Below are 20,164 nucleotides of genomic sequence, written 5' to 3'. Positions count from 1 at the left end.
TTTCCGCCAGTCGGCGGCTAGTCGAAGGTGAGTTTTCCAGGGACACGCCCTTGCTGCTCCGTTCCACGCTCATTTATGCTCCGGCGATCCTGCTGACGCGAATTTCGGCGCTGCTCCTGCTGGTCGTCGTGACGCGTTTGATCGACCAGACCGAGTATGGCCTGCTCACCCTGGTGGTGACCGTCGGGGAAATGACCGACATTGCCGTCACCAACTGGCTCCGCATCGCCTTGCTCAGGCTTGGCGGCAAGGGCGAAGTCAGCCGCGGCAGCCTGATGCTGGCCGGGCAGGTGTTGCTTGCCACCACGGCACTGGCGCTGGTCATATCGGTAGGCGCGTCGGCGGTGATCGTGCCTGAACGCTGGGTCGAGTTCGCGATCGCAGTCTGCGGCTATCTGGTCGCCGGGTCCATCAGCCGCTTCGCGTTGACGGTGCTGCAGATGCAGCAGCGCCATTCGGTCTATTCGATGCTAGAAGCCCTGCGTGCCCTGCTGCAACTCGCGTTACCGATCGGCGCTATCCTCGTCTTTCAGGATAGCTTTCTGACGGTGTCGCTCGGCTCGAGCCTCGGCGCCTTGATTGCCGGCATCGTGGCGGGCATCATGGCATCGCGACGGCTCGTTGCCGGTCCGCCGCGCTTCACCCACAGGGACTTCTTTGCGCTCGGTGTGCCGCTGATCATCATGGCGCTGGTAGGCTTCGGGCTCAACAGCGCGGAGCGTCTGTTCCTCAAGATCTATTACGATGCCAGCGCTGTGGCGATCTTCGCCGCAGCCTATGCGCTGGCCCGCCAGCCGATCGACATGGTCGCCAACGCCATCAACATGGGCGCCTTTCCCGAGGTGGTCAGCCGGTTCGACGAGGATGGGCCCGCGGCGTCGGGCCGGCTGCTGTCGCAACTGATGGCGCTGATGATGCGGCTTTGCCTGCCTATTGCAGCGATGCTGGTCGCGCTCAGCAGCGATATCACCGAGCTCATGCTGCCCTCGCAATATCACGGCCGCTTCGGCCTGCTGTTTCCGATCATTGCCTTCAGCGTGCTGTGCGCCAACCTCACCAGCTTCGTCTATGGCGTCGTAGTGCACGCGCACAAGCGGCCGTGGCTGCTGATCATCGCCAATCTCTTCGGCTCGGTGGCAACAATCGCATTGTCCCTGCTGTTGATCCCCCCGATGGCGGAGATCGGCGCCGCTTTGGCGCTGGCGGGCGGCTCGGTGGTGGGCTCCATAACCTGCATCATCATCAGCAAGCGGCTCACACCGGTGCCGGTGCCATGGCGCGACATCGGTGTCTCGGTGGTCATCTCGCTCAGCACGGGGGTGGCCGCCAAGCTTGCCAGTATGGTGCCCGGCGACGTGCCGGCAATCTTCTCGCTTGTCGCCGGCGGCACTGCCGGTGCTGCGGTTTTCTTCGGGCTGACCTCGTTGTTCCACCCTGTGGCAGCGACGCAATTCGTCGCCCAGCTGCGAGCGCGGCTACGGATCGCGTAAAGCGAAGTCCAGGGTCAACGCCTGTTTTGTGGGGGAACGCGAAACTATAAACCGGCGTTTCGGCGCCAGCGACGCTCCCAGAACTCTCGGCACAGCAGCCCTGCATAGGCAGTGTTGGTATCGTAGTAGCGGCGCCACAAGCGTCGCGGCTCCTGGACGACGCGGAACAGCCACTCCAGGCCGGCCGCTTGTATCAGCTTCGGCGCACGGGCAACCTTGCCCCCATAGACGTCGAAACTGCCGCCCACGCCCATCACGAAGCTTGAGGCGAGTTCATCGCGGTAGCGTTTGAGAAAGCGTTCCTTGCGCGGTGTCGGCATGGCCACCAGCAGGCAGTCGGCGCCCGAGGCGTTGATCGCCGCGACGATCCCGGCCTCGTCCTCCGGCTTGAAATAGCCGTTGCGCATTCCCGCTATGACGAGGCTCGGATGGTCCTTGGCAAGTCTCACTACAACCGCGTCGAGAACGTGCTGTTCGGCCCCCAGCAGATACGGCCTGAATCCACGCTTCGCGCAGAGGCTCAGCAGATTGATCATGATGTCGACGCCCGCCACCCGCTCGGGCAGCGCGACGCCGCACAGACGTGCACCCCAAAGCACGCCGATGCCGTCGACATTGACCACGTCCGCCCCAGCCACGTCCTCGCGCAGCTCGGCATTCTGGCGCATGGTCACCAGCTTGGCGACGTTCACGACCACATGATGCAGCGGCCGCCCCAGGGTCATCGCCTCGTCGGCGATGGCCAGTGTCTCGGCCATGGTCAGCGCATGGATCGGTGCGCCAAGGAACTCCCGGCGCCGTGATGCCAACAGGGAATGCTGCGCCCATGCCGGGGCGTGCGCGTTCATGCGGCCTGCTCCCTTGCAAGCGTCACTTGTGCGACCTCTGGTTTCTTGCCTTCGATGCGGGCGTCGGGCTTGCGTGCCTTGCGCCACGTCCACAGACCCCTCGTATCGACGAGCTTCTTGTCCTTGAGCGCTTCGGGGTCGACCAGATTGAACTGCCGATGGTCGACCAGGAGGACGACGATATCGGACTTGTCGATGGCCGAAAGTGCGTCGGTGAACACGATGCCCCTGCCCTCGAGCTCATGCGGCAGCGCATTTGTGTTGGGTTCAGCCGCAATGATCTTCACATTGGGGATATCGGACAGAAGTTTCACCACCTCGACGGCCGGGCTCTCGCGCAAATCGTCGATGTTGGCTTTGAAGCTGAGGCCAAGACAGGCGATCGTCTGTTTGCGGGAGGGGTCGAGCAAGGCCTCAATATCCCTGACCACCGACATGGGCCGTTCGGAATTGATCCGGCGTGCCGAAGCCATAAGCCGCGTGCTGTTGGGTGCGGCGTCGATGATAAAATATGGATCGACCGCAATGCAGTGACCGCCAACGCCCGGGCTCGGCTGGAGGATGTTCACGCGAGGGTGTCGATTGGCGAGATCGATCACTTCCCATACATTGAGCGACAGATCCTGACACACGGCGGCAAGCTCGTTGGCAAAGGCGATGTTGACGTCGCGGAACGCGTTCTCCGTCAGTTTCACCAGCTCAGCACTTTCGGCCGTTGTCATGAACAGGTCGCCGGTGACGAAGGTCGAATAGAGTGCCGCGGTCCGCTCCGACGATTTGCGGGACAATCCGCCGATCGAGCGATCGTTGTTGATCAGCTCGGTCAGCACCTTTCCCGGCAGCACACGCTCGGGCGAATAGGCGACCAGCACATCGGCGTCTTCGCCATGCTGGACAGGAAATTTGAGATCAGGCCGCAACTCGGCAAGCAGCCCGGTCATGATACGCGTGGTTCCAACCGGCGATGTCGATTCCAATACCACAAGGTCTCCCCGCTTCAGCACGGGGGCGATGCTTCGTGCCGCCGCGAGCACGTAGGTCACGTCCGGCTTATGATCGTGGGTCATCGGGGTCGGCACGGCGATGATATAGGCGTCCGCCGGCTGCGGCGTGCTGTAGGCCATGAGCTTGCCGTTCGCCACGACCTTCTGGATCAGACCGTCAAGGTCCGGCTCGACGATGTGGATTTCGCCGCGGTTGACCTTCTCGACCACCGCTCGGTTGACATCGACGCCAATGACGTTGAGCCCGCGGCTGGCGAAAATGGCGCAGGTCGGCAGGCCGATATAGCCCATGCCGATTACGGAAACGGTTTTGATTTCAGCCATGATGCAGCAGTTCCTCAACAATCCGGTTACTGGCCCGGCCATCGCCATATGGGTTGTGTCGTTCCGCCATGCCGCAATAGGCAGCCTGATCGTCGAGCAGGCGATTGGCGTTGAACAGGATTTTCTCGACGTCGGTGCCGACAAGACGGGCGGTGCCGGCCACGATCCCCTCGGGTCGCTCGGTATTTTCGCGCATTACCAGCACCGGCTTGCCGAGTGAAGGCGCTTCTTCCTGCACGCCACCGCTATCGGTAAGCACCAGATAGCTCTGCTTCTGCAGGTACAGGAACGGCAGATAGTCCTGCGGCTCGACCAGGTGGATGTTCGGCACGCCTTCCAGCTCTGCGTTGACCACTGAGCGCACATTGGGGTTTGGATGGACAGGGTAGACGATCTGCACATCTCCGCGCGCCGCCAATCCCTTCAATGCCGTACAGATGCGCTGGATGCCGCCGTCGAAATTCTCGCGGCGATGACCGGTGACGAGGATCATCTTCTTGGAAGGGTCGAGGAAAGGGAAGCGGGCAGCGAGCTTCGCGTTCATCAGCCTGTCAGCATCGATCGCGCTTGAAAAATGCAACAGCGTGTCGATCACCGTGTTGCCGGTCACGAAGATGGTGCTTTCGGCCTTTCCTTCGGCGATGAGATTGTCGCGCGCTTGAACGGTCGGCGCAAAATGCCAGGTAGCGATGTCGCCGGCAATCTTGCGGTTCAGTTCTTCAGGAAACGGCGAGTTGATGTTGTGGCTGCGCAATCCTGCTTCGACGTGAGCGACGGGGACACGCTTGTAGAAGGCAGCCAGCGCCGCGGCCATTGCCGTGGTGGTGTCGCCCTGTACCATGACGATATCGGGCTGCGACTTTTCCAGCACCTCGGCCATGCCCAGGAGCACGCGCGAGGTCACGTCGAACAGCGACTGGCCGGGTTGCATGATGTTGAGATCGTGATGCACCGGCAGGCCGGTCAGCTCGACAACCTGGTCGACCATTTCACGATGCTGGGCGGTGATGCATATTTCGGTGATGAAGCCTGGATGAGCAAGGGCGGCACGCGCCACTGGAAAGCATTTGAGTGCCTCCGGCCTAGTGCCGAACACGATCAGCAGTTTCTGCCTGGATGGCAGTTTTGGACGTGAAAGGACGTTCATCGCTGATCCTGGTCGCCTGCAGCCTTCGGGACATGCCGACTATTGCCCGCAAGAGCCATAATAGCGCCGGAAAGCGCCTTCGTGATCTCAATTCTTAATATATGATTAACAACCAAGGCCGCGTTCTCCCGGTTTAACTCTTGTGAAAGGTTGGGCTGACAAGTAGTCTATGACAGTAGTCTTGAAAAAGAATATATTGGATTGACTAATATTTTAATCATCGGCCACGCCGACACATCCCGGCGCTGGGAAAATGAGCTTCTGGCGCGGTTGAGTGCAGCTGGACATGCGGTTTCGAGTTGCCGCGCGCCGACGCCTGAACCCAATGCGCGCACGATGGATAACGTGCTGGCGCTCGAGGGCCGGCGCTTCGGCCCCTCACTGGCAAGCCGTTCCCGGCCGTTGCCGTCCGGCGACACCGGCCCAGTCGATCTTATGGTCGATCTCACCGCTACCGCCGCACGACGGGGCACGCCTGTCCTGACGCTCGAATTTTGCGGCCAAAGCAGCTTTGCCGCGGGCATGACCGAGATGCTGGCGAGCGGGCGGCTGCCCGAACTCACCGCTCGGCTCGACGGCGTTGCCGTCGCCAGAGCGCGGCCGATGATCAGCGACCGGTTGTGGCTGTCTCGAACCAGCAACGACCTGCTCGCCGGCGCCATCTCCCTGATTGCCCAATGTGTCGCCCGCTTTTCCGCGGGCAAACTTGCGCCGATTGCCGAGAGCCCGGCGCCGCCCCTGCAGAAAGGCGGATTTATCGGGCACTATCTGCCCTTTTTCGGCAGGGGGTTGGTCGACCGCGCCGTGCAAAAACTGCGACGTGGTCGGCGCCCCTTCTATTGGCAGGTTGCTTATCGGCTGATCGACGGTCCAGGCGTCGCCGAAACCGGACAGCTGGATGGTAAGCCGTTCACCGTGCTTGCCGATGACGGGCAGCGCTTCTACGCCGATCCGTTCGTTCTCGAGCGCGACGGCCGTCATTTTCTGTTTGTCGAGGAGTTTCCCTACTCCACCGGCCGCGGGGTGATTTCTGTCGCTGAACTTGGCACCGACGGCACTTTCGGCGTGCCGAAAGTGGTGCTGGAGGAAGCGCATCACCTGTCATATCCGCAGGTGTTTGCTCACTCCGGCGAGATTTTCATGATCCCTGAAAGCGCTACGGCGCGAGAACTGGTGCTCTACCGTGCCGAGCAGTTTCCGGATCGCTGGGTACGCGATACGGTGCTGATGACGGACAGGGATTTCAACGACGCCACGCTGCTCGAATCCGACGGTCGCTTCTGGCTGTTGGGGACTGAGCGGTTCGGTCACGGCAGCGCGTCCGACACGATGGCCGTCTATTCCGCCCCGGCGCTGCGTGGGCCGTGGGCTGCGCACGCGCTCAATCCCGTCGCAGTCGACCACTCCGCCACTCGGCCGGGCGGCGCCTTTATCCGCCAGGGCGACGCTTTGCTGCTGCCGGTGCAAAACGGGTCTAGAGCCTATGGCGGCGGCCTGGGATTGATGCGGCTGGATCGGCTTGATGATTTCGACGTCCGTTTTGAACTGCCCCGCTCAATCGATCCCGGGCCGGCATGGGCTCGGTCCGGCATTCACACGCTCAATCGCGCGGGCGGTGTCGAGGTCGTGGACAGCGCCGGCTGACCGGATCCGAGGTCCGTGCTTAACGAGGTCCAGCCGGGTTTGGGCTGGATGCAGCAGCCGAAGGCATGCTCTCGAGCGAGCCTCCATGGGGCTGCTTCCTGTAGGCAAGCAGCAACACCACGATGATCGTCATGTCCGGCGTTTTTGACGAAAGCGCGTTGTTTGACAGCGCGGCAAGCAAGAACGTTATGGTGCCGATCCATGCCGGCAGCGGCGCCCCGCGCAGCAGCCGGAAGACGAACCAGAATATCAGCGCTGTAAACAGCAGGGCTATGGGCAGGCCGAAGAGCAAGATAATTACCACCGGCGCGCTTTCGATGTAGGGCAGATGCAGCTTCTGCCGGACGATCGCCAGCAGGTCGTCAACGTTCATGCCGAACAGGATGTCGTTCCAGCTGACCAGTCCGAACACCTGATAAATGGTCACCCGGGCCATGAAGTTTTCGTCGAAGATGGTGTTGCTGAACCGATTCAGCAGACCGCCCGCAAACAGTACCGCTACGAGCACCGCGCCACCCGTCACGGTGAACATCAGCACGACAAATTTGGCCTGCCGCTCATATTTGAGCGACAGGCCCGGCCAAGGCACGAACAGCAGCAGAATGAGGATTTCGCCGGTGGCGAGCATCAGCGCGGCGCGAGCGCCCGATGCAGCGCAACCGATGAACAACAGGAAGATCGCCATCACCCGCGCCCATATGCGCCAGTGCGTCAGCGGCACGAATCCGATGGTTGTGGCGCAGAGCGCGCCCAGTGCCAGCGGATGGGCCGACAGGCCAGTTGGCCTGAATTGCAGTTCGTTCAACCCATAGGGCAACAGCCGATGTTGAGTCACCGCCTCGATGGTGCCGATGACAGCGCTCAGGATCGCCATTCCAAGCACGACGTCCCCCAGCGCCCGCCGCACCTCTGCATTCAATGCCAGCATCAACAGGCCTGTGGCGCCGGCCACCAGATAGGTATCGATGATGAACCCGGAGGAGCCCGCACGGCCGGTAACGAACAGATAGGGCACCAGCGCGAACATCAGCACCGAATAGCGGATCAACGCCTTGAATATTCCAATTTCGTCGCCGTGCAGCAGAAACGGCCGGCTGAAAAGAACGATAGGAAGCAGCAGGATGATCGCATAGGTGCCGAAATGCAGCTTCTCGTAGAACGAGCCTCCCTGGGCCGTATAGTCGACGACCATGTTCATCACCTGCGGTGATACCGTAAAGCGAAGCAGGAGCGCGAACGCTGCGCATAGGAAAAACAGCAGCGACAGCGCGTTCTGACGGCGCGCTCGGCTGGACGATAATCGTTCCGAAGCGGCAGCGGGATAGCTCATGGCCCATCCAAATGGCGATATTCGAACGGCATTCTGGGCAACGAAATCCCTTCAACGTCCGCCGGACGGACAGCGTGAGCGGTAAAATGGGCCAACTTGGAAAATAAGATGTTAACGATGTTTCTGTAGAGCAGGCCAAGCGTAATGATTTAACAAGGGTTGTCACCATGTCTGCCGGTTCCGGCACACCCCCCATCTCCGCGACGGCTTCCAATAACAGTGCATTCGAGCGTATCGCCAATGCACGGCGCAGGGCATTGCTGCAACAGCATGGCCCAGTCGCGGCGCTAAGCTCCGCGCCGGTGACGCCGCAACCTCCAGAGCCTGTCGCAACGGTGACCCTGGACAAGATCGGCGATTTCCTCGAGCTCGATTTTCGACGCCTGTTCGTCTGGCTGCGGGCCGGCCTCGCCCTGGCCTTCATGCTGGCGGTAATCGGCGGCATTGTCGGCGGCGCCTATGCATTGCTGAGCAAGCAGCGTTACACCGTCACGACCGAGGTCCTCATCAACCCATCCAATTTGCAGGTTGTGGAAAACGACCTCTACTCGCAACCGGGCCAGATCGATAGCCAACTGCTCAGCACGCGCAGCAAGCAGCGCATCCTGACCTCGGGCAACGTGCTTTCCCGTGTGGTGGACGAACTGAATCTGACTCACGATCCGGAGTTTTTCGATCCGGACCGGAGCACATCCTCGTCCGGCGCTGTGGCGAAGCCCGACCCGAGGCTCATCGCCTTGAAGAACCTGGCGGACCGGGTAGACGCCATCGCGGATCCGACCTCGTTTGTCACAACCCTCTCGGTATCTGCGGAAACCACCGCCAAGGCGATCCTGATCTCGCAGGCCATAGTCAAAAACTTCCAGGAAGAACTGGCTAAGGCGGAAGCTGCCGGCGCCAGCCGTGCCGCGGCTGCCCTTGACAGCCGGCTTGGCCAACTCAAGAGCGACGTGCAGGCAGCCGAAGAGAAGGTCGAGAGCTACAGGCGCAGCCACAACCTGTCGTCCAGCAATGGCCAGCTCGTCAGTTCGCAGACGCTGACGCAGCTCAATGGCGAAATCGTCGATGCGCAATCGCGTGTCATCGCCGCGCAGGCAAGCTACGACGCCCTGGTTGCCTCCGGTATCAACGGGGCCAATCCCGACCCCACGGTTTCGGAAGCGCTCGCGGCGCTGCGCGACAGGTCAAACAGCCTGCGGCAGCAGATCGATTCACAGTCGATGACCTTCGGTCCGCGCCACCCGACGATTGTCAGGCTCAGGACGGAACTCGAGACCGTCAACTCGCAACTCCGGGCCGAGTTCTCCCGCACCATCGGCACGGCAAAGGCCAGCCTGGACAAGGCCGGGGCCTCGTTGGCTTCTCTCAACGCCAGGATGAACGATCTGAAGAGCAATGTATTCACCGACAGCGAATCCGAAGTCGCCCTGCGTGAACTTGAACGCGATGCCGCCTCGAAGAGAGCGGTCTATGAGAGCTTCCTGTCACGTGCGCGCCAAATCAGCGAGCGCGAGCAGATCGACACCACAAACGTACAGGTGATTTCGACCGCGGTGCCCCCGCCCGCGCGCTCATGGCCTCCGCGCACTGCCCTGGTGGCAGGCGCAGGAGCGTTCGCAGGCTTTGCCCTGGGCATGCTTCTGGCCATCGGCATGGGCATCATCCGCGACATGCGCCGGCCGCCGAACCGATCAGGCCTTGCCGCCAGCCGAGCCTGAAGCAAGGCATGGCGAAGCGCATCGTTTTCCACATCGCCAGCCTGAGGGGCGGCGGCGCCGAACGTGTTTTCGTCCTGATGGCAAATGAACTGGCGTCGCGTGGCCACGAGGTCACGCTTTTTACCTGGAACGCGGAAGGCCCTAACGCCGCGCTGCGTTCCGCTGCCGTTCATCTGGTCGACTTCGGCCTTCTCTTGCGCGGCGAGGGTTACGCCAAGTCGGCGACGCTGAAAGGCATCGCGCGAAGCGCAAATTTGTTCCGCCGCCTTGATCCTGATGCGGTCTATAGCGCCCCGGAATTCGCCAATCTGGTGATGGCGCTGTCACTCATGTTGGCCAGAAGCCGGGCAAAATTCTTTCCAAGCTTCCATGCCGCCGCATCGCTGCCTGCCAGCGGCCTCGGCGCGAGGCTGGCGATCTGGCTTTCCGCGCTGGTTGCAGCGCGCGCAACCAAAGCCATCGCCGTTTCAGCGGGTGTCGGCCGTGACATCATCGCCCGCGGCTTCCCCGAATCGAAGGTTGTCGTCATCAACAACCCGCTGCCGCCGGCTGAAGCACCGCAGGGGAATTCCTATGCCTGGCAGGCAGCGTTGGCGGCGATGGGCGATGGCCCGGTCATCGCCACCGCCGGACGCCTGGTGCCGGTCAAGGACCACCGGACTTTGCTGCGGGCCTTCGCTGCCCTGCGCGCCGGCCGCCCTGCCCGGCTTGTCATCTTCGGCGAAGGTCCGCTGGCTGCCGAATTGCACGCCTGTGCCGAGCAGATCGGCATTGGCCAGGACGTACTCTTTGCCGGCTACGTCAACGATCCCGCAGCCTGTTACGCCGCAGCCGATCTGTTCGTCCTTACATCCACGAGCGAAGGCTTTGGCAACGTCTTGGTCGAGGCCATGGCCGCCGGTGTCCCCGTAATCTCCACCGATGCTCCGCATGGCCCGCGCGAAATACTCGCTGACGGCCGTTTCGGCACCTTGGTGCCGGTCGGTGACGCCGCGGCCCTGGCGAAGGCGATGGCCGAGATGCTGGACCACCCCACCCCTGCTGCCGTGCTGAAAAACAGGGCGGCGGATTTCACAGTCGACAAGATTGGCGATCAATACGAAGCGTTGCTCTAGTCGTTACGCACTGCCAGCAGATCGCGGTTGGATGCGGTCGACGTGGTCGGGCTTTGATTGCGATAATCTCTTCACGGGCTGGGGCGCAACGAATTTATCGTGAGGCATTCCCTCGTTCCTTGAGTTGTTGGGCGAGGAAATCCTTGACCGAATCGAGAACCGCATCCCGTTCATGAGATACGCCTGGCAGCAAATCGAAGCGCACGCGCGCCCCCGCCTCCTCGAACGATCGACACAATGCCATGAGGCGTTCCGGCCGTGTTCGCCCCGCATCGTTGGCGCCCGGCATCCAATGGGTGCTGCCTTGGACATGAGTGATCTCCCAAGTCTCCAGGTCAGCGTCGCCGACGATCATCTGGAAAGGCACTTTTGCCAGCGCTGCGGCATCGAAGGTGATGCCGAACTTCTCCGGCAGATCGCGAATGCCCACCCACCAGTCACGCGTCGGATCGAGCAAGGTCACCGAGCCTGGCGCGCCGATTGAGGCCGCCCAGAGCCTGTCGGGATGCAGGATAGCAAAACGATGCGTGAAATGCCCGCCGCCGGAAAATCCGAACATGGCAAACCGGCTCCAATCCTGACTGTATTTGGCGCTGACCTCCTCAACCATGGCGAGCAGCACCTGATCGTAGCGTATGTTGCCCTCGAGCAAATATTTGTATCCGCTGCGGGCATCATCCCCGAGAACGCCGATTGGAAACAGCGGACACAAAACGGCGCAGCCGTTCCAGCGTCCGAACTCGGAAAACGCATCGCGGAATCCAAGAAAAGAGGTGCGGCCGGTGCCATGGACAGCAACCATCAGATCGACTTTGGCCCCTTCCCCAACCGCGGGAGGCACATACAGGCAATAGTGAAAGCGCGGGTCTGATTTGGAAGCAAAGATGGCGGTCGCGCCAAGGTCATAGGTAGCGCGACCGCGATCCGCGACAGGCCCCTTGGCAACGCTTGTCAAATCGATAACTCCTTAATAGGCCCGGCATTCCGGCAACAATATACCGGTCGGCCGACCTCGTGAACTGGAGGCGCCTCCAGGCAGCCGCGAGGAGGACCTCGTCGTGCATCGGAAGCAGGGCGCCGGCGGGGCGATCAGGGGCAAAAAGAATGCCTCCGCCAACGCCTCGGGAAGCCGCCATTAACTTTTCGTTAACCATGCCGGGCTAGCCTTAACCAATCAGTAAGGACTCGCCTCTGTGACCTGCGTCGCTCCCATCCAAAACAAGTCCATACGCTTTCGAGCGCGCTCGTTTGTAGCCTTCACCCTCACCCCTGAGGCCCCGCTAGGGGAATGGCTGCAAAGCCTCGATCACTGGACCGAAAACTCTCCCGGCTTCTTTGCCGGCCGCCCGGTCGTGCTCGATCTGAATATACTCAAGCCCGAGGTGGGCGAGATGCGGGATCTGGTCTTACAACTCGCGGAGCGCGGGATTCGCATCTACGCGATCGAGGCCGATGGCAATGTAGCTCTCGATGCCGATCTGCCGCCGCTCCTCGTTGGCGCCAAGGAGGCCACCGCCGACGCGCTTTACGTGCAGCCGCACCCGAAGGCCGCAGCTGAGGCCAAGACGGAAGAGCCGCAGGCGCCGAACTCATTGATGATCAAGGCACCGATCCGCTCCGGCCAGTCGATCTTTCATCCCGATGGCGATGTGGTCATTGTCGGCTCCGTCAGTTCCGGTTCCGAGATCATCGCCGGAGGATCGATCCACGTCTACGGCACGCTGCGTGGACGTGCGTTCGCCGGCGCCACGGGAAATTCCGCGGCTCGCATCTTTTGCCGGAAAAACGAAGCCGAACTTCTGGCGGTGGACGGCTGGTACCGCACTGCCGAGGAGATGGACGCCTCCTCGCGAGGAAGGCCGGTACAGGCCTTTCTCGAGGACGGCGCACTTTGCGTCGCACCGCTCAACTAACAACATTGGAGGCACAAATATGGGCAAGGTAGTGGTTGTCACATCCGGCAAAGGGGGTGTCGGCAAGACGACCTCGACGGCCGCTCTCGGCGCCGCGGTCGCGAAAACCGGCAAGCGGGTGGCTCTCGTCGATTTCGACGTCGGCCTGCGCAACCTCGATCTGATCATGGGTGCCGAGCGGCGCGTTGTTTTCGATATCGTCAACGTCATTCAGGGAACCGCCAAGCTTTCGCAGGCGCTGATCCGTGACAAGCGACTCGAAACGCTGTTCCTGCTGCCGGCCTCGCAAACGCGCGACAAGGATGCTCTCACCGAGGAAGGCGTCGCCGACGTCATCGACAAGCTGCGCTCCGTTTTCGACTACGTCTTCTGCGACAGCCCGGCCGGCATAGAGCGGGGCGCGCAACTTGCCATGCGCTTTGCCGACGAGGCGGTAATCGTCACCAACCCGGAAGTGAGCTCGGTCCGCGATTCCGATCGCATCATCGGCCTGCTCGACTCCAGAACGATGAAAGCCGAGCAAGGTGAATCGATTGTCAAACACGTGCTCGTCACACGCTACGATGCTGCGCGCGCTGCCCGCGGCGAGATGCTGAGCATCGATGACGTGCTCGAGATCCTGTCGACGCCCTTGCTGGGAATAATTCCCGAGAGCCAGGACGTGCTGCGCGCATCCAATGTGGGCGCGCCGGTTACGCTCAGCGAAAACACCAACCCCGCCGCACGCGCCTATATCGACGCGGCAAGAAGACTCGAGGGCGAGGACCTGCCGGTCATTCTGCCTTTCGAGCGGAGGGGCCTCCTCGACCGGCTGTTGGGAAGGAGGGCAGCATGAACCTGCTCGATATCTTCAAGCGCCGCGGCAGCGCGCCGGTGGCGCGCGAACGCTTGCAACTGCTGTTGGCTTACGAGCGTCGAAGCCGCAACCAGCCCGATCTCGTCTCGGTGTTGCGCGAGGAGATCATGGCGGTGATCGCCCGGCATGTTCAGGTCGACCAGGATTTCCTGCAGGTGAGCATGGATCACGGCGAAACGACGTCGAGATTGGAGATCGACATCCAGATTCCCAACAAGGTCGCAATGCCCATGGCCGCGGCGTTCTAACGGAATCCTCCGGCCAGGGCTTGCGTCGGCTGCTGCCGAGGTTGCGGCGCCGTGGTTGGCGTGCTTGAGCCGGTTGCCACCGGCAAGTCTCGCAATTCGAGGACAGTAATCACTGCCTCACCAAAAACCCGCGGCCGTTTCCAGCCGCGGGGGGCCTTGGGAGGGCCTTTCGAACCCGTGGTCAAATGTTGGCGAGCAATTCGTTGACGCGGCTTTCCATGTCGGCAAGGGCGGTGTCGACGTCCTTCTGGCCACTGATTGCTGCACTCATCTCTTCGCCGATAATGTCCTGGATCGCAAACTGACGCTGTACGGCGGACGGCAGCGGCCTGCCGAGATCGGCGACCGCAGAGATCGTGTTGCGATGCGGCAGTGCCTTGAAGGCGTCCGAGGTGATCACGGCCTTATAGGCCGGCAAGTGGCCGGTGCGCGACCATTCGAAGTCGTTGTCGGCGAAGAACTTCAGGAATTTACCGATAGCCGCGATCTGTTCAGGCGTGCGGTCTTTCTGCGAAACGGCCCAAGTGTGGCCGTCGGCATATTGCGCGTGGGCGCCGCCAAACAGCTGCGGATACGGATAGACCGCATAGCCGCCCTTGTTGAGCGCCGTACCCTTGGTCTCGGACTGGGCGTTGTAATCGCCGACCACCCAGGTGCCGTTAAGGTGGACGCCACCCTCGCCTGCAAGGAAGGCGTTGATCGAGCCGCCATAGTCGAGATCCTTGGTGGTGTAGCCCTTCTCGAAGATCGCCTTGTACATCTCGACGACCTTCTTGGCTTCCGGCGTATTCAACTTCACATGCTTCGGATCGGCGAAGAAATCGGAATCCTGCTGGAAAAGATAGGTGTAGAGGTTGCGTGTGTAGAGTGCAGTCTCATTGGTCAGGTTCTGGACGAAATAAGGCTTGCCCGTCTTCTGCTTGAACTGTTCGGCCTGGGCGAGCAGTTCCTCGGGCGACTTTGGAAAAATCGGCGTGCCGTCGGCATTGACCAGGCCGGCTTGTTTGAAAAGATCCATGTTGACGTGATAGAGCATCGTCCAGCTGTCGATCGGCAGGCCGTAGATCTTGCCGTCTTTGGTGGCGCCATTGCGCGCCGCATCGGTGAAGGCGTCGGGTGTCACGCCGACCGACTTCAAGAGATCGTCGAGCGGCATCAACAGGCCCTTCGACTGATAATCCGACAGTACGGATTCATGGATCGTGACGATGTCCGGAGCGTCGCCTGAAGCGAACTGCGCGGTCAGCTGATCATAGCCGGGCCATTCCACGGTGGTGACGTTGACGTGGACATCGGGATTGTCGGCGTTGAACTTGTTGATCAGCGAGGTGATGATGCCGCATTCGCCAACGGCCTTGGTGGCATCGGTATTGGTGCCGAAATCGGCATCGCAGGCGCCGAAAAAGCGCTGCACGCTCAGTTCCGTGGCCGCGAAGCTTGGAGCTGCGAGCATCATTGCGCCCGCAGAAACTGCGGCAAACAGTATTTTCTTCAGTTTCATATCAGTTCCTCCTACTGAGTTTCCGCCGCTCCACCCTGGATTGGCTTTCGTGCTTCAATTGCTGCGCATTCCCCCGGCCGTCAGGCAATCTTCGTTATCTCACCGCAGCGCCGGAGACCGCCGTGACGATGTATTTCTGGAAGAACAGGTAGACGATCAGGATCGGTGCACCGGCGAACACCGCCTGCGCCATCAGGAAGCCGATGCCTTCGGACTGGGCGAAGTTGGTCTGGGTCGAGGCCATGCCGACCGTCAGCGTGAACATGTCCTTCTTCGTCGCCGAAATCAGCGGCCAGAAGTAGTCGTTCCAGGCGCCGAGAAAGGTGAAGATGCCGAGCGTCGCCTGCGCAGGCAGCGTGAGCGGCAGAAGCACCTTCCAGAAAATTCTGAGCCGGCTGGCGTTATCGAGCATGGCGGCTTCGTCCAGCTCCTTCGGGATGGCCTTGAAATACTGGGTCATCAGGAAGACACCGAACGGAGCCGAAAGGCCCGGCAGAATGAGCCCTTGATAGGTGTTGTGGAACTTCAGCATGCTGAAGATCTGGTGACGGGCGACAAGCACGGCCTGTTCCGGGACCGCCAGACCGAACAGCACGATCACGAACAGCACGTCTCGGCCGGGGAAATTCAGCCGTGCAAAACCGTAGCCGGCGAGCGACGACAGGATCAACGTGCCGAGCGTCAATCCGCCCGAGACGATGATGCTGTTGCGCACCCAGATGAACACCGACGAGGTGCCGACGGTGTTGATGTAGTTCTTCAGCGTATAGGGCGCGTGAAACACCGAATTCGGATCGGCCATCAGCTCCGTATTGTCCTTGAGTGACAGGCCGATGACCCACAGAACCGGCGCGATCATGACGATCGAAAGCAGGATGACCAGGGCCAATAACAAATGGTCGCCAAATGCCCGGCCCTTGATGGAAGCTGCTGTGGCGCTCATGCCTGGTCTCCCCTGCTGCGTGTCACCAGGTACTGGGCCATGGCCGCGACCAGGATGAGGATGAACAGGATTTCCGATGCAGCGGCGCCCAGGCCGAGATCCCAGCGACGGAATGCGGTATCGTAGATGTAGAGCACGATCGGCTTGGTCAGGTTGTTCGGACCGCCGCGCGTCATCAGCCAGGCCTGGCCGAAGAGCTGGAATTGCAGCACGATCTGGATGATGATCACCAGGATGAAGGTCCGCTTGATCGACGGCAGCGTGATCGAGCGTAGCGTCTGCCAGCGATTGGCATTGTCCAGCGCTGCCGCCTCGTAAATATCCTGTGGAATCTGCTGGAGCGCCGAGAGAAAGAGCATCATCGGCAGGCCGATACACCACCAGATGGTGGCAATGGCGATGCCGACCATCGCCAGGCTGGGATCGGAAATGAAGGCCGGAGCCGTTGCGCCGAACCATCCGTAGATCGTCGACAACAGGCCGACATTCGGAATGAAGACGATGCGCCAGATCAGCGTGACGATGGTGACCGATAGCACCGACGAGGAAAAGAACAGCGTCCGCAAAACCGCGGCAGTGCGCGTGCGGCGGTTGAGGCAAAGCGCCAGGAAAAGGCCGATCAGCGCCAGCGTCGGCACCGTCAGAAGCACGAAATAGAAGGTGTTCCAGATCGATTGCAGGAAGACCTTGTCGTGATACAGCCTGGCGTAATTGCCGAGACCGACAAAATTTCCGGACGAAAACGTGTCGGCCTTGTGGAAACTCAGCCACATCCCCCAGAGCAGCGGGAAGAGCAGCAGCGTGGTGAAGAAGAACAAGAATGGCGCAACGAAAATGACGTTTCGCCATTGCGGCGCATAGATGTCGGCGGTAGGGGCTCTGACGCCGACAGCAAGCGTCGCGGTCGGGGACATCGCCAGCCGGTCAGCCATCTCAGGCCTCCCTCGCATGCCAGGCGCGGCCGGTCTCGTTGAACAGATGCGATTTCTGGCCATCAAAGGCGAGCCCGATTCTGTCGCCGACGGCGACGCGGCTGTTGCCGGCATCCGAGCCGACGATCTGCTGGCCATCGCCCAGCCGCGCGTAGATCAGGGTGCGTTCGCCGAGCCGCTCGAGCACATCGACCACGCCGCCGGCATTGCCCTGTCCGGCGGCAACGATGCGCACGTCTTCAGAACGGATGCCGAAAGTGTACTTGCCATCGGTCAGTTGGCTGGAGGCGATCTCGGTCTGCACCGAGACGCCGTCCGCAAACCTGGCCGTGGCGTTCTTGCCGTATCTGTCAAGCGTCGCATCGACGAAGTTCATCGCCGGCGCGCCGACGAAACCCGCGACGAATTTGGTCGCCGGGCGCTCGTAGATCTCCATCGGGGTACCTATCTGGTCGATCTTGCGATTGTTCATGACGACGATGCGGTCGGCCAGCGTCATTGCCTCGACCTGATCATGGGTGACGAAGATCATCGTCGATTGCAGCCGCTGGTGAAGCTGGGCAAGCTCGATGCGGGTGCGGGTGCGCAACGCGGCATCGAGATTGGAGAGCGGCTCGTCGAACAGAAAGGCCTTCGGCTCCTTGACGATCGCACGGCCGATGGCGACGCGCTGGCGCTGACCGCCGGAGAGCTGGCCCGGCTTGCGATCGAGCAGATGCGGCATTTCCAGCATGCGGGCGGCTTCATTGATGCGCGCCTCGATGACCTTGCCTGGTACGCCGATATTCGCAAGGCCGAAGGCCATGTTGTCGCGCACCGTCATATGCGGATAAAGCGCATAGGACTGGAACACCATGGCAATGCCGCGCTTGCCCGGTGGCAGATGATCGATGCGCTCGTTGTTGATGGCAATCTCGCCGCTGTCGACAGCTTCGAGCCCGGCAATCATTCGAAGAAGCGTCGATTTTCCGCAGCCGGACGGGCCCAGGAACACGATGAATTCGCGTGCCCTTATGGAGAGCGACAGATGATCCAGCACCGTCATGGCACCGAACTGCTTGCTCACGTTCCTGATCTCGATATCGGCCGTCACGTCGACGCTCCTCCTCAGCGTTTGCGCTTTCTCGATGATCCGCCTGAACTCAGAGCCTCAGGCGTATGACCTGGTAGGAATAGGCCGGCAGTGACAGGCTCAGCTTGCCGCCGGCGAGCGAGGCGCCCTCACCCTTCCTGGGGCCGACATTGCCAGGGTTTTCGGCCGAATTGACGGCTTTCAGATCGGCGTGTGCCATCACCTGGTGATCGACGATCTCCGCCGCGCCGAAGCCGGTGAGGTCGACCACTGTTTCGATTGCCTCGCTCGAATGGCGGTTGACGGCGAAGAAGGTGACGTGGCCGGTTTGCCTGTCGTGCACGCCGGCAACATCGACATAGGCGACGTCGCCCGCAACGCTGGATTTGTAGGTCGGGCTTTCCACCTTGAGATCCAGCGCATTGCCGCGACCATAGTTAGAAGCAAACAGATAGGGATAAAAAATCGTCTGCCGCCATGCCGGGCCATTCGGAACGGTCATGATCGGCGCGATGACATTGACCAGTTGTGCCAGGCAGGCGATCTTGACGACATCGGAACGGCGGATGAAGGTGTTGAGGATCAGGCCGACCTGCAGCACATCCTCGAAATTATAGATGTCTTCGAGCAACGGCGGGGCGAACGGCCAGCCGTTGCTGCCGCCGAGTATCTTCCTGTCCTGCTCCTTGGAATGGTACCAGACGTTCCATTCGTCGAACGAGATGTAGACCTGCTTGTTGGAGCGCTTCTTGGCCTTGATATACTCGATGACGCCGGCGACCGAGACAATGTAGTCGTCGAGCTTTTCGCTCATGGCGAGATAGTTCGGAGCGTCGTTGGCGTCGTTGTCGAAATACATGTGCAGTGAGATGTAGTCGACCTCGTTGTAGGTATGGTCGAGAACCGTCGCTTCCCATTCAGGGTAGGTCGGCATCTTGGCATTCGAAGAGCCGCAGACCACCAGCTCGAGTGACTTGGAGAAGGCGCGCATGGCCTTGGCCGTCTCATGCGCCAGCCGGCCATACTCGTCCGCGGTCTTGTGACCGATCTGCCAGGGGCCATCCATTTCATTGCCGAGGCACCAGAGCTTGACGTCGAAGGGCTCCTTGCGGCCGTTGGCGATGCGCCTGTCGCTCCATTTGCTGCCGCCGGGATGGTTGGCGTACTCCAGCAGATTGCGGGCTTCGTCGAGGCCGCGCGAGCCGAGATTGACGGCAAGCATCATCTCGGTGTTGGCGCAGGTGCACCAATCGGCAAATTCATGCAGGCCGACTTCGTTGCTTTCCGATGTGTGCCAGGCGAGGTCGAGGCGCACTGGGCGCTGTTCCTTGGGACCAATGCCGTCTTCCCAATTGTAGGCCGAGACGAAATTGCCGCCGGGATAGCGGACGATCGGAACATTGAGTTCCCTGACGAGATCGATGACGTCCTGACGCATGCCGTTGGCATCCGCTGTCGGATGGCCGGGCTCATAGATGCCGGTGTAAACTGCCCGCCCCAGATGCTCGATGAAGGATCCGTAGAGCCTCGGATCGATTTCCGAGACGACATAATGCGGATGAGCCGTAACGGCTGCCTTCATGCATTCCTCCCATCGATATCACAAACGATGATTTAAATCATCTTGCCCGATATCAAAGAGGAATTAGCAGCCCTTCGTCAAGCCAAAATACCCAAATGTAGGACAATTAGACGAACGCTTTGGCACAGCAGAAAGCCAGATAGTTGAAATTGCTGCGTTATCTTCAGAACCCGGTTTCATGATATCAACCAGTTTTGATCCTGAGCAGGATGTCCTGATCGTAATTTCCAAAGCCCTTGCCGAAAATATTGATCCCGCCAGGGCGCTTGGCGTCGTCCTTGACGCCGATACGGACGCGGATTGAATGATGGCTCTTCAGATCGAGTGCGGCGAGGCCGGTTTCGGAAATCCTGAGGCCGTCGACATAGGTGCCGTCATTGGCAATTCGCCAGTTCTTCAGCTTACCGTATTGCGAGCCCTTGAGCTTCCACCAGGAGGGCGTGAAGACGCCGCGCTTGTCGCCGAAATCCCCCGGCGACGTCCAGGTGCCGACATCG

The 20,164-nt window shown here is 61.0% G+C and carries 17 protein-coding genes and 1 pseudogene; 7 read left to right on the top strand and 11 right to left on the bottom strand.

What is annotated here, in order from left to right; genetic code table 11:
• Positions 1–50 precede the first annotated feature (50 nt).
• Entirely contained in the window at positions 51–1,490 is a 1,440-nt protein-coding gene (locus tag X773_RS56150; protein WP_023677162.1) for a polysaccharide biosynthesis C-terminal domain-containing protein, read from the top strand.
• Between the two features lie 44 nt (positions 1,491–1,534).
• Here X773_RS56150 and X773_RS56145 read toward each other — a convergent pair whose 3' ends face one another.
• The 3 genes from X773_RS56145 to wecB are packed head-to-tail and all read right to left on the bottom strand — an operon-like array spanning position 1,535 to position 4,813.
• Positions 1,535–2,338: a WecB/TagA/CpsF family glycosyltransferase gene (locus X773_RS56145; RefSeq protein ID WP_031211886.1), complete on the bottom strand. Its 804-nt coding sequence runs from the start codon at positions 2,336–2,338 to the stop codon at positions 1,535–1,537.
• Positions 2,335–3,666 (bottom strand): UDP-N-acetyl-D-mannosamine dehydrogenase, encoded by a 1,332-nt coding sequence (wecC, locus tag X773_RS56140; protein WP_023677160.1) that lies wholly within the window; start codon positions 3,664–3,666, stop codon positions 2,335–2,337. The genes X773_RS56145 and wecC overlap by 4 nt, the downstream gene beginning before the upstream one ends.
• Positions 3,659–4,813: a UDP-N-acetylglucosamine 2-epimerase (non-hydrolyzing) gene (gene wecB, locus X773_RS56135; protein ID WP_023677159.1), complete on the bottom strand. Its 1,155-nt coding sequence runs from the start codon at positions 4,811–4,813 to the stop codon at positions 3,659–3,661. The genes wecC and wecB overlap by 8 nt, the downstream gene beginning before the upstream one ends.
• 201 nt (positions 4,814–5,014) lie before the next feature.
• Here wecB and X773_RS56130 point away from each other — a divergent pair, with 201 nt between their 5' ends.
• Positions 5,015–6,457, top strand: a complete 1,443-nt coding sequence (locus X773_RS56130) for a hypothetical protein (protein WP_245274719.1) — start codon at positions 5,015–5,017, stop codon at positions 6,455–6,457.
• Positions 6,458–6,476: 19 nt separating this feature from the next.
• On the opposite strand, the gene X773_RS56125 is transcribed toward X773_RS56130, so the two are convergent.
• Positions 6,477–7,787: a VpsF family polysaccharide biosynthesis protein gene (locus X773_RS56125; RefSeq protein ID WP_023677157.1), complete on the bottom strand. Its 1,311-nt coding sequence runs from the start codon at positions 7,785–7,787 to the stop codon at positions 6,477–6,479.
• Positions 7,788–7,954: 167 nt separating this feature from the next.
• Here X773_RS56125 and X773_RS56120 point away from each other — a divergent pair, with 167 nt between their 5' ends.
• Positions 7,955–9,505 (top strand): GumC family protein, encoded by a 1,551-nt coding sequence (locus X773_RS56120; protein ID WP_031211881.1) that lies wholly within the window; start codon positions 7,955–7,957, stop codon positions 9,503–9,505.
• 8 nt (positions 9,506–9,513) lie between these two features.
• Positions 9,514–10,620: a glycosyltransferase gene (locus tag X773_RS56115; RefSeq protein WP_023677155.1), complete on the top strand. Its 1,107-nt coding sequence runs from the start codon at positions 9,514–9,516 to the stop codon at positions 10,618–10,620.
• A gap of 94 nt (positions 10,621–10,714) precedes the next feature.
• Here X773_RS56115 and X773_RS56110 read toward each other — a convergent pair whose 3' ends face one another.
• Positions 10,715–11,575, bottom strand: coding sequence for a hydrolase (locus tag X773_RS56110; RefSeq protein WP_023677154.1), 861 nt, complete (start codon positions 11,573–11,575; stop codon positions 10,715–10,717).
• A gap of 238 nt (positions 11,576–11,813) precedes the next feature.
• Here X773_RS56110 and minC point away from each other — a divergent pair, with 238 nt between their 5' ends.
• The 3 genes from minC to minE are packed head-to-tail and all read left to right on the top strand — an operon-like array spanning position 11,814 to position 13,637.
• A complete protein-coding gene (gene minC, locus X773_RS56105) occupies positions 11,814–12,533 on the top strand; it encodes a septum site-determining protein MinC (protein WP_023677153.1) in 720 nt (239 codons plus the stop codon).
• Positions 12,534–12,552: 19 nt separating this feature from the next.
• Positions 12,553–13,368 (top strand): septum site-determining protein MinD, encoded by an 816-nt coding sequence (gene minD, locus X773_RS56100; RefSeq protein WP_023677152.1) that lies wholly within the window; start codon positions 12,553–12,555, stop codon positions 13,366–13,368.
• The gene (minE, locus tag X773_RS56095) at positions 13,365–13,637 is read left to right on the top strand and encodes a cell division topological specificity factor MinE (RefSeq protein WP_023677151.1); all 273 of its coding nucleotides are present in this window, start codon (positions 13,365–13,367) and stop codon (positions 13,635–13,637) included. The genes minD and minE overlap by 4 nt, the downstream gene beginning before the upstream one ends.
• 181 nt (positions 13,638–13,818) lie before the next feature.
• On the opposite strand, the gene X773_RS56090 is transcribed toward minE, so the two are convergent.
• The 6 genes and pseudogenes from X773_RS56090 to X773_RS56065 all read right to left on the bottom strand — a co-directional run.
• Positions 13,819–15,138 (bottom strand): extracellular solute-binding protein, encoded by a 1,320-nt coding sequence (locus X773_RS56090; RefSeq protein WP_031211879.1) that lies wholly within the window; start codon positions 15,136–15,138, stop codon positions 13,819–13,821.
• Between the two features lie 94 nt (positions 15,139–15,232).
• The gene (locus tag X773_RS56085; RefSeq protein ID WP_031211878.1) at positions 15,233–16,081 is read right to left on the bottom strand and encodes a carbohydrate ABC transporter permease; all 849 of its coding nucleotides are present in this window, start codon (positions 16,079–16,081) and stop codon (positions 15,233–15,235) included.
• Positions 16,078–17,013, bottom strand: coding sequence for a sugar ABC transporter permease (locus tag X773_RS56080; RefSeq protein ID WP_023677148.1), 936 nt, complete (start codon positions 17,011–17,013; stop codon positions 16,078–16,080). The genes X773_RS56085 and X773_RS56080 overlap by 4 nt, the downstream gene beginning before the upstream one ends.
• Position 17,014: 1 nt before the next feature.
• The gene (gene ugpC, locus X773_RS56075) at positions 17,015–18,106 is read right to left on the bottom strand and encodes a sn-glycerol-3-phosphate ABC transporter ATP-binding protein UgpC (RefSeq protein ID WP_023677147.1); all 1,092 of its coding nucleotides are present in this window, start codon (positions 18,104–18,106) and stop codon (positions 17,015–17,017) included.
• Positions 18,107–18,155: 49 nt separating this feature from the next.
• Complete coding sequence (locus tag X773_RS56070) at positions 18,156–19,667, bottom strand: alpha-N-arabinofuranosidase (RefSeq protein ID WP_023677146.1); 1,512 nt, start codon at positions 19,665–19,667, stop codon at positions 18,156–18,158.
• A gap of 184 nt (positions 19,668–19,851) precedes the next feature.
• Positions 19,852–20,164, bottom strand: a pseudogene (locus X773_RS56065) (transcriptional regulator); the annotation flags it as partial.

This window comes from Mesorhizobium sp. LSJC280B00 (genome assembly GCF_000502835.1).
GTDB lineage: Bacteria > Pseudomonadota > Alphaproteobacteria > Rhizobiales > Rhizobiaceae > Mesorhizobium.
This window is presented reverse-complemented; position numbering and strand designations above follow the sequence as displayed.

Bases quoted from the DNA above. Each gene is read 5' to 3' on its own strand.
- wecB (WP_023677159.1), bottom strand. From the start codon at position 4,813: ATGAACGTCCTTTCACGTCCAAAACTGCCATCCAGGCAGAAACTGCTG.
- X773_RS56080 (WP_023677148.1), bottom strand. From the start codon at position 17,013: ATGGCTGACCGGCTGGCGATGTCCCCGACCGCGACGCTTGCTGTCGGC.
- X773_RS56115 (WP_023677155.1), top strand. From the start codon at position 9,514: ATGGCGAAGCGCATCGTTTTCCACATCGCCAGCCTGAGGGGCGGCGGC.
- X773_RS56120 (WP_031211881.1), top strand. From the start codon at position 7,955: ATGTCTGCCGGTTCCGGCACACCCCCCATCTCCGCGACGGCTTCCAAT.
- X773_RS56125 (WP_023677157.1), bottom strand. From the start codon at position 7,787: ATGAGCTATCCCGCTGCCGCTTCGGAACGATTATCGTCCAGCCGAGCG.
- X773_RS56070 (WP_023677146.1), bottom strand. From the start codon at position 19,667: ATGAAGGCAGCCGTTACGGCTCATCCGCATTATGTCGTCTCGGAAATC.
- X773_RS56090 (WP_031211879.1), bottom strand. From the start codon at position 15,138: ATGAAACTGAAGAAAATACTGTTTGCCGCAGTTTCTGCGGGCGCAATG.
- minE (WP_023677151.1), top strand. From the start codon at position 13,365: ATGAACCTGCTCGATATCTTCAAGCGCCGCGGCAGCGCGCCGGTGGCG.
- X773_RS56145 (WP_031211886.1), bottom strand. From the start codon at position 2,338: ATGAACGCGCACGCCCCGGCATGGGCGCAGCATTCCCTGTTGGCATCA.
- X773_RS56085 (WP_031211878.1), bottom strand. From the start codon at position 16,081: ATGAGCGCCACAGCAGCTTCCATCAAGGGCCGGGCATTTGGCGACCAT.
- wecC (WP_023677160.1), bottom strand. From the start codon at position 3,666: ATGGCTGAAATCAAAACCGTTTCCGTAATCGGCATGGGCTATATCGGC.
- minD (WP_023677152.1), top strand. From the start codon at position 12,553: ATGGGCAAGGTAGTGGTTGTCACATCCGGCAAAGGGGGTGTCGGCAAG.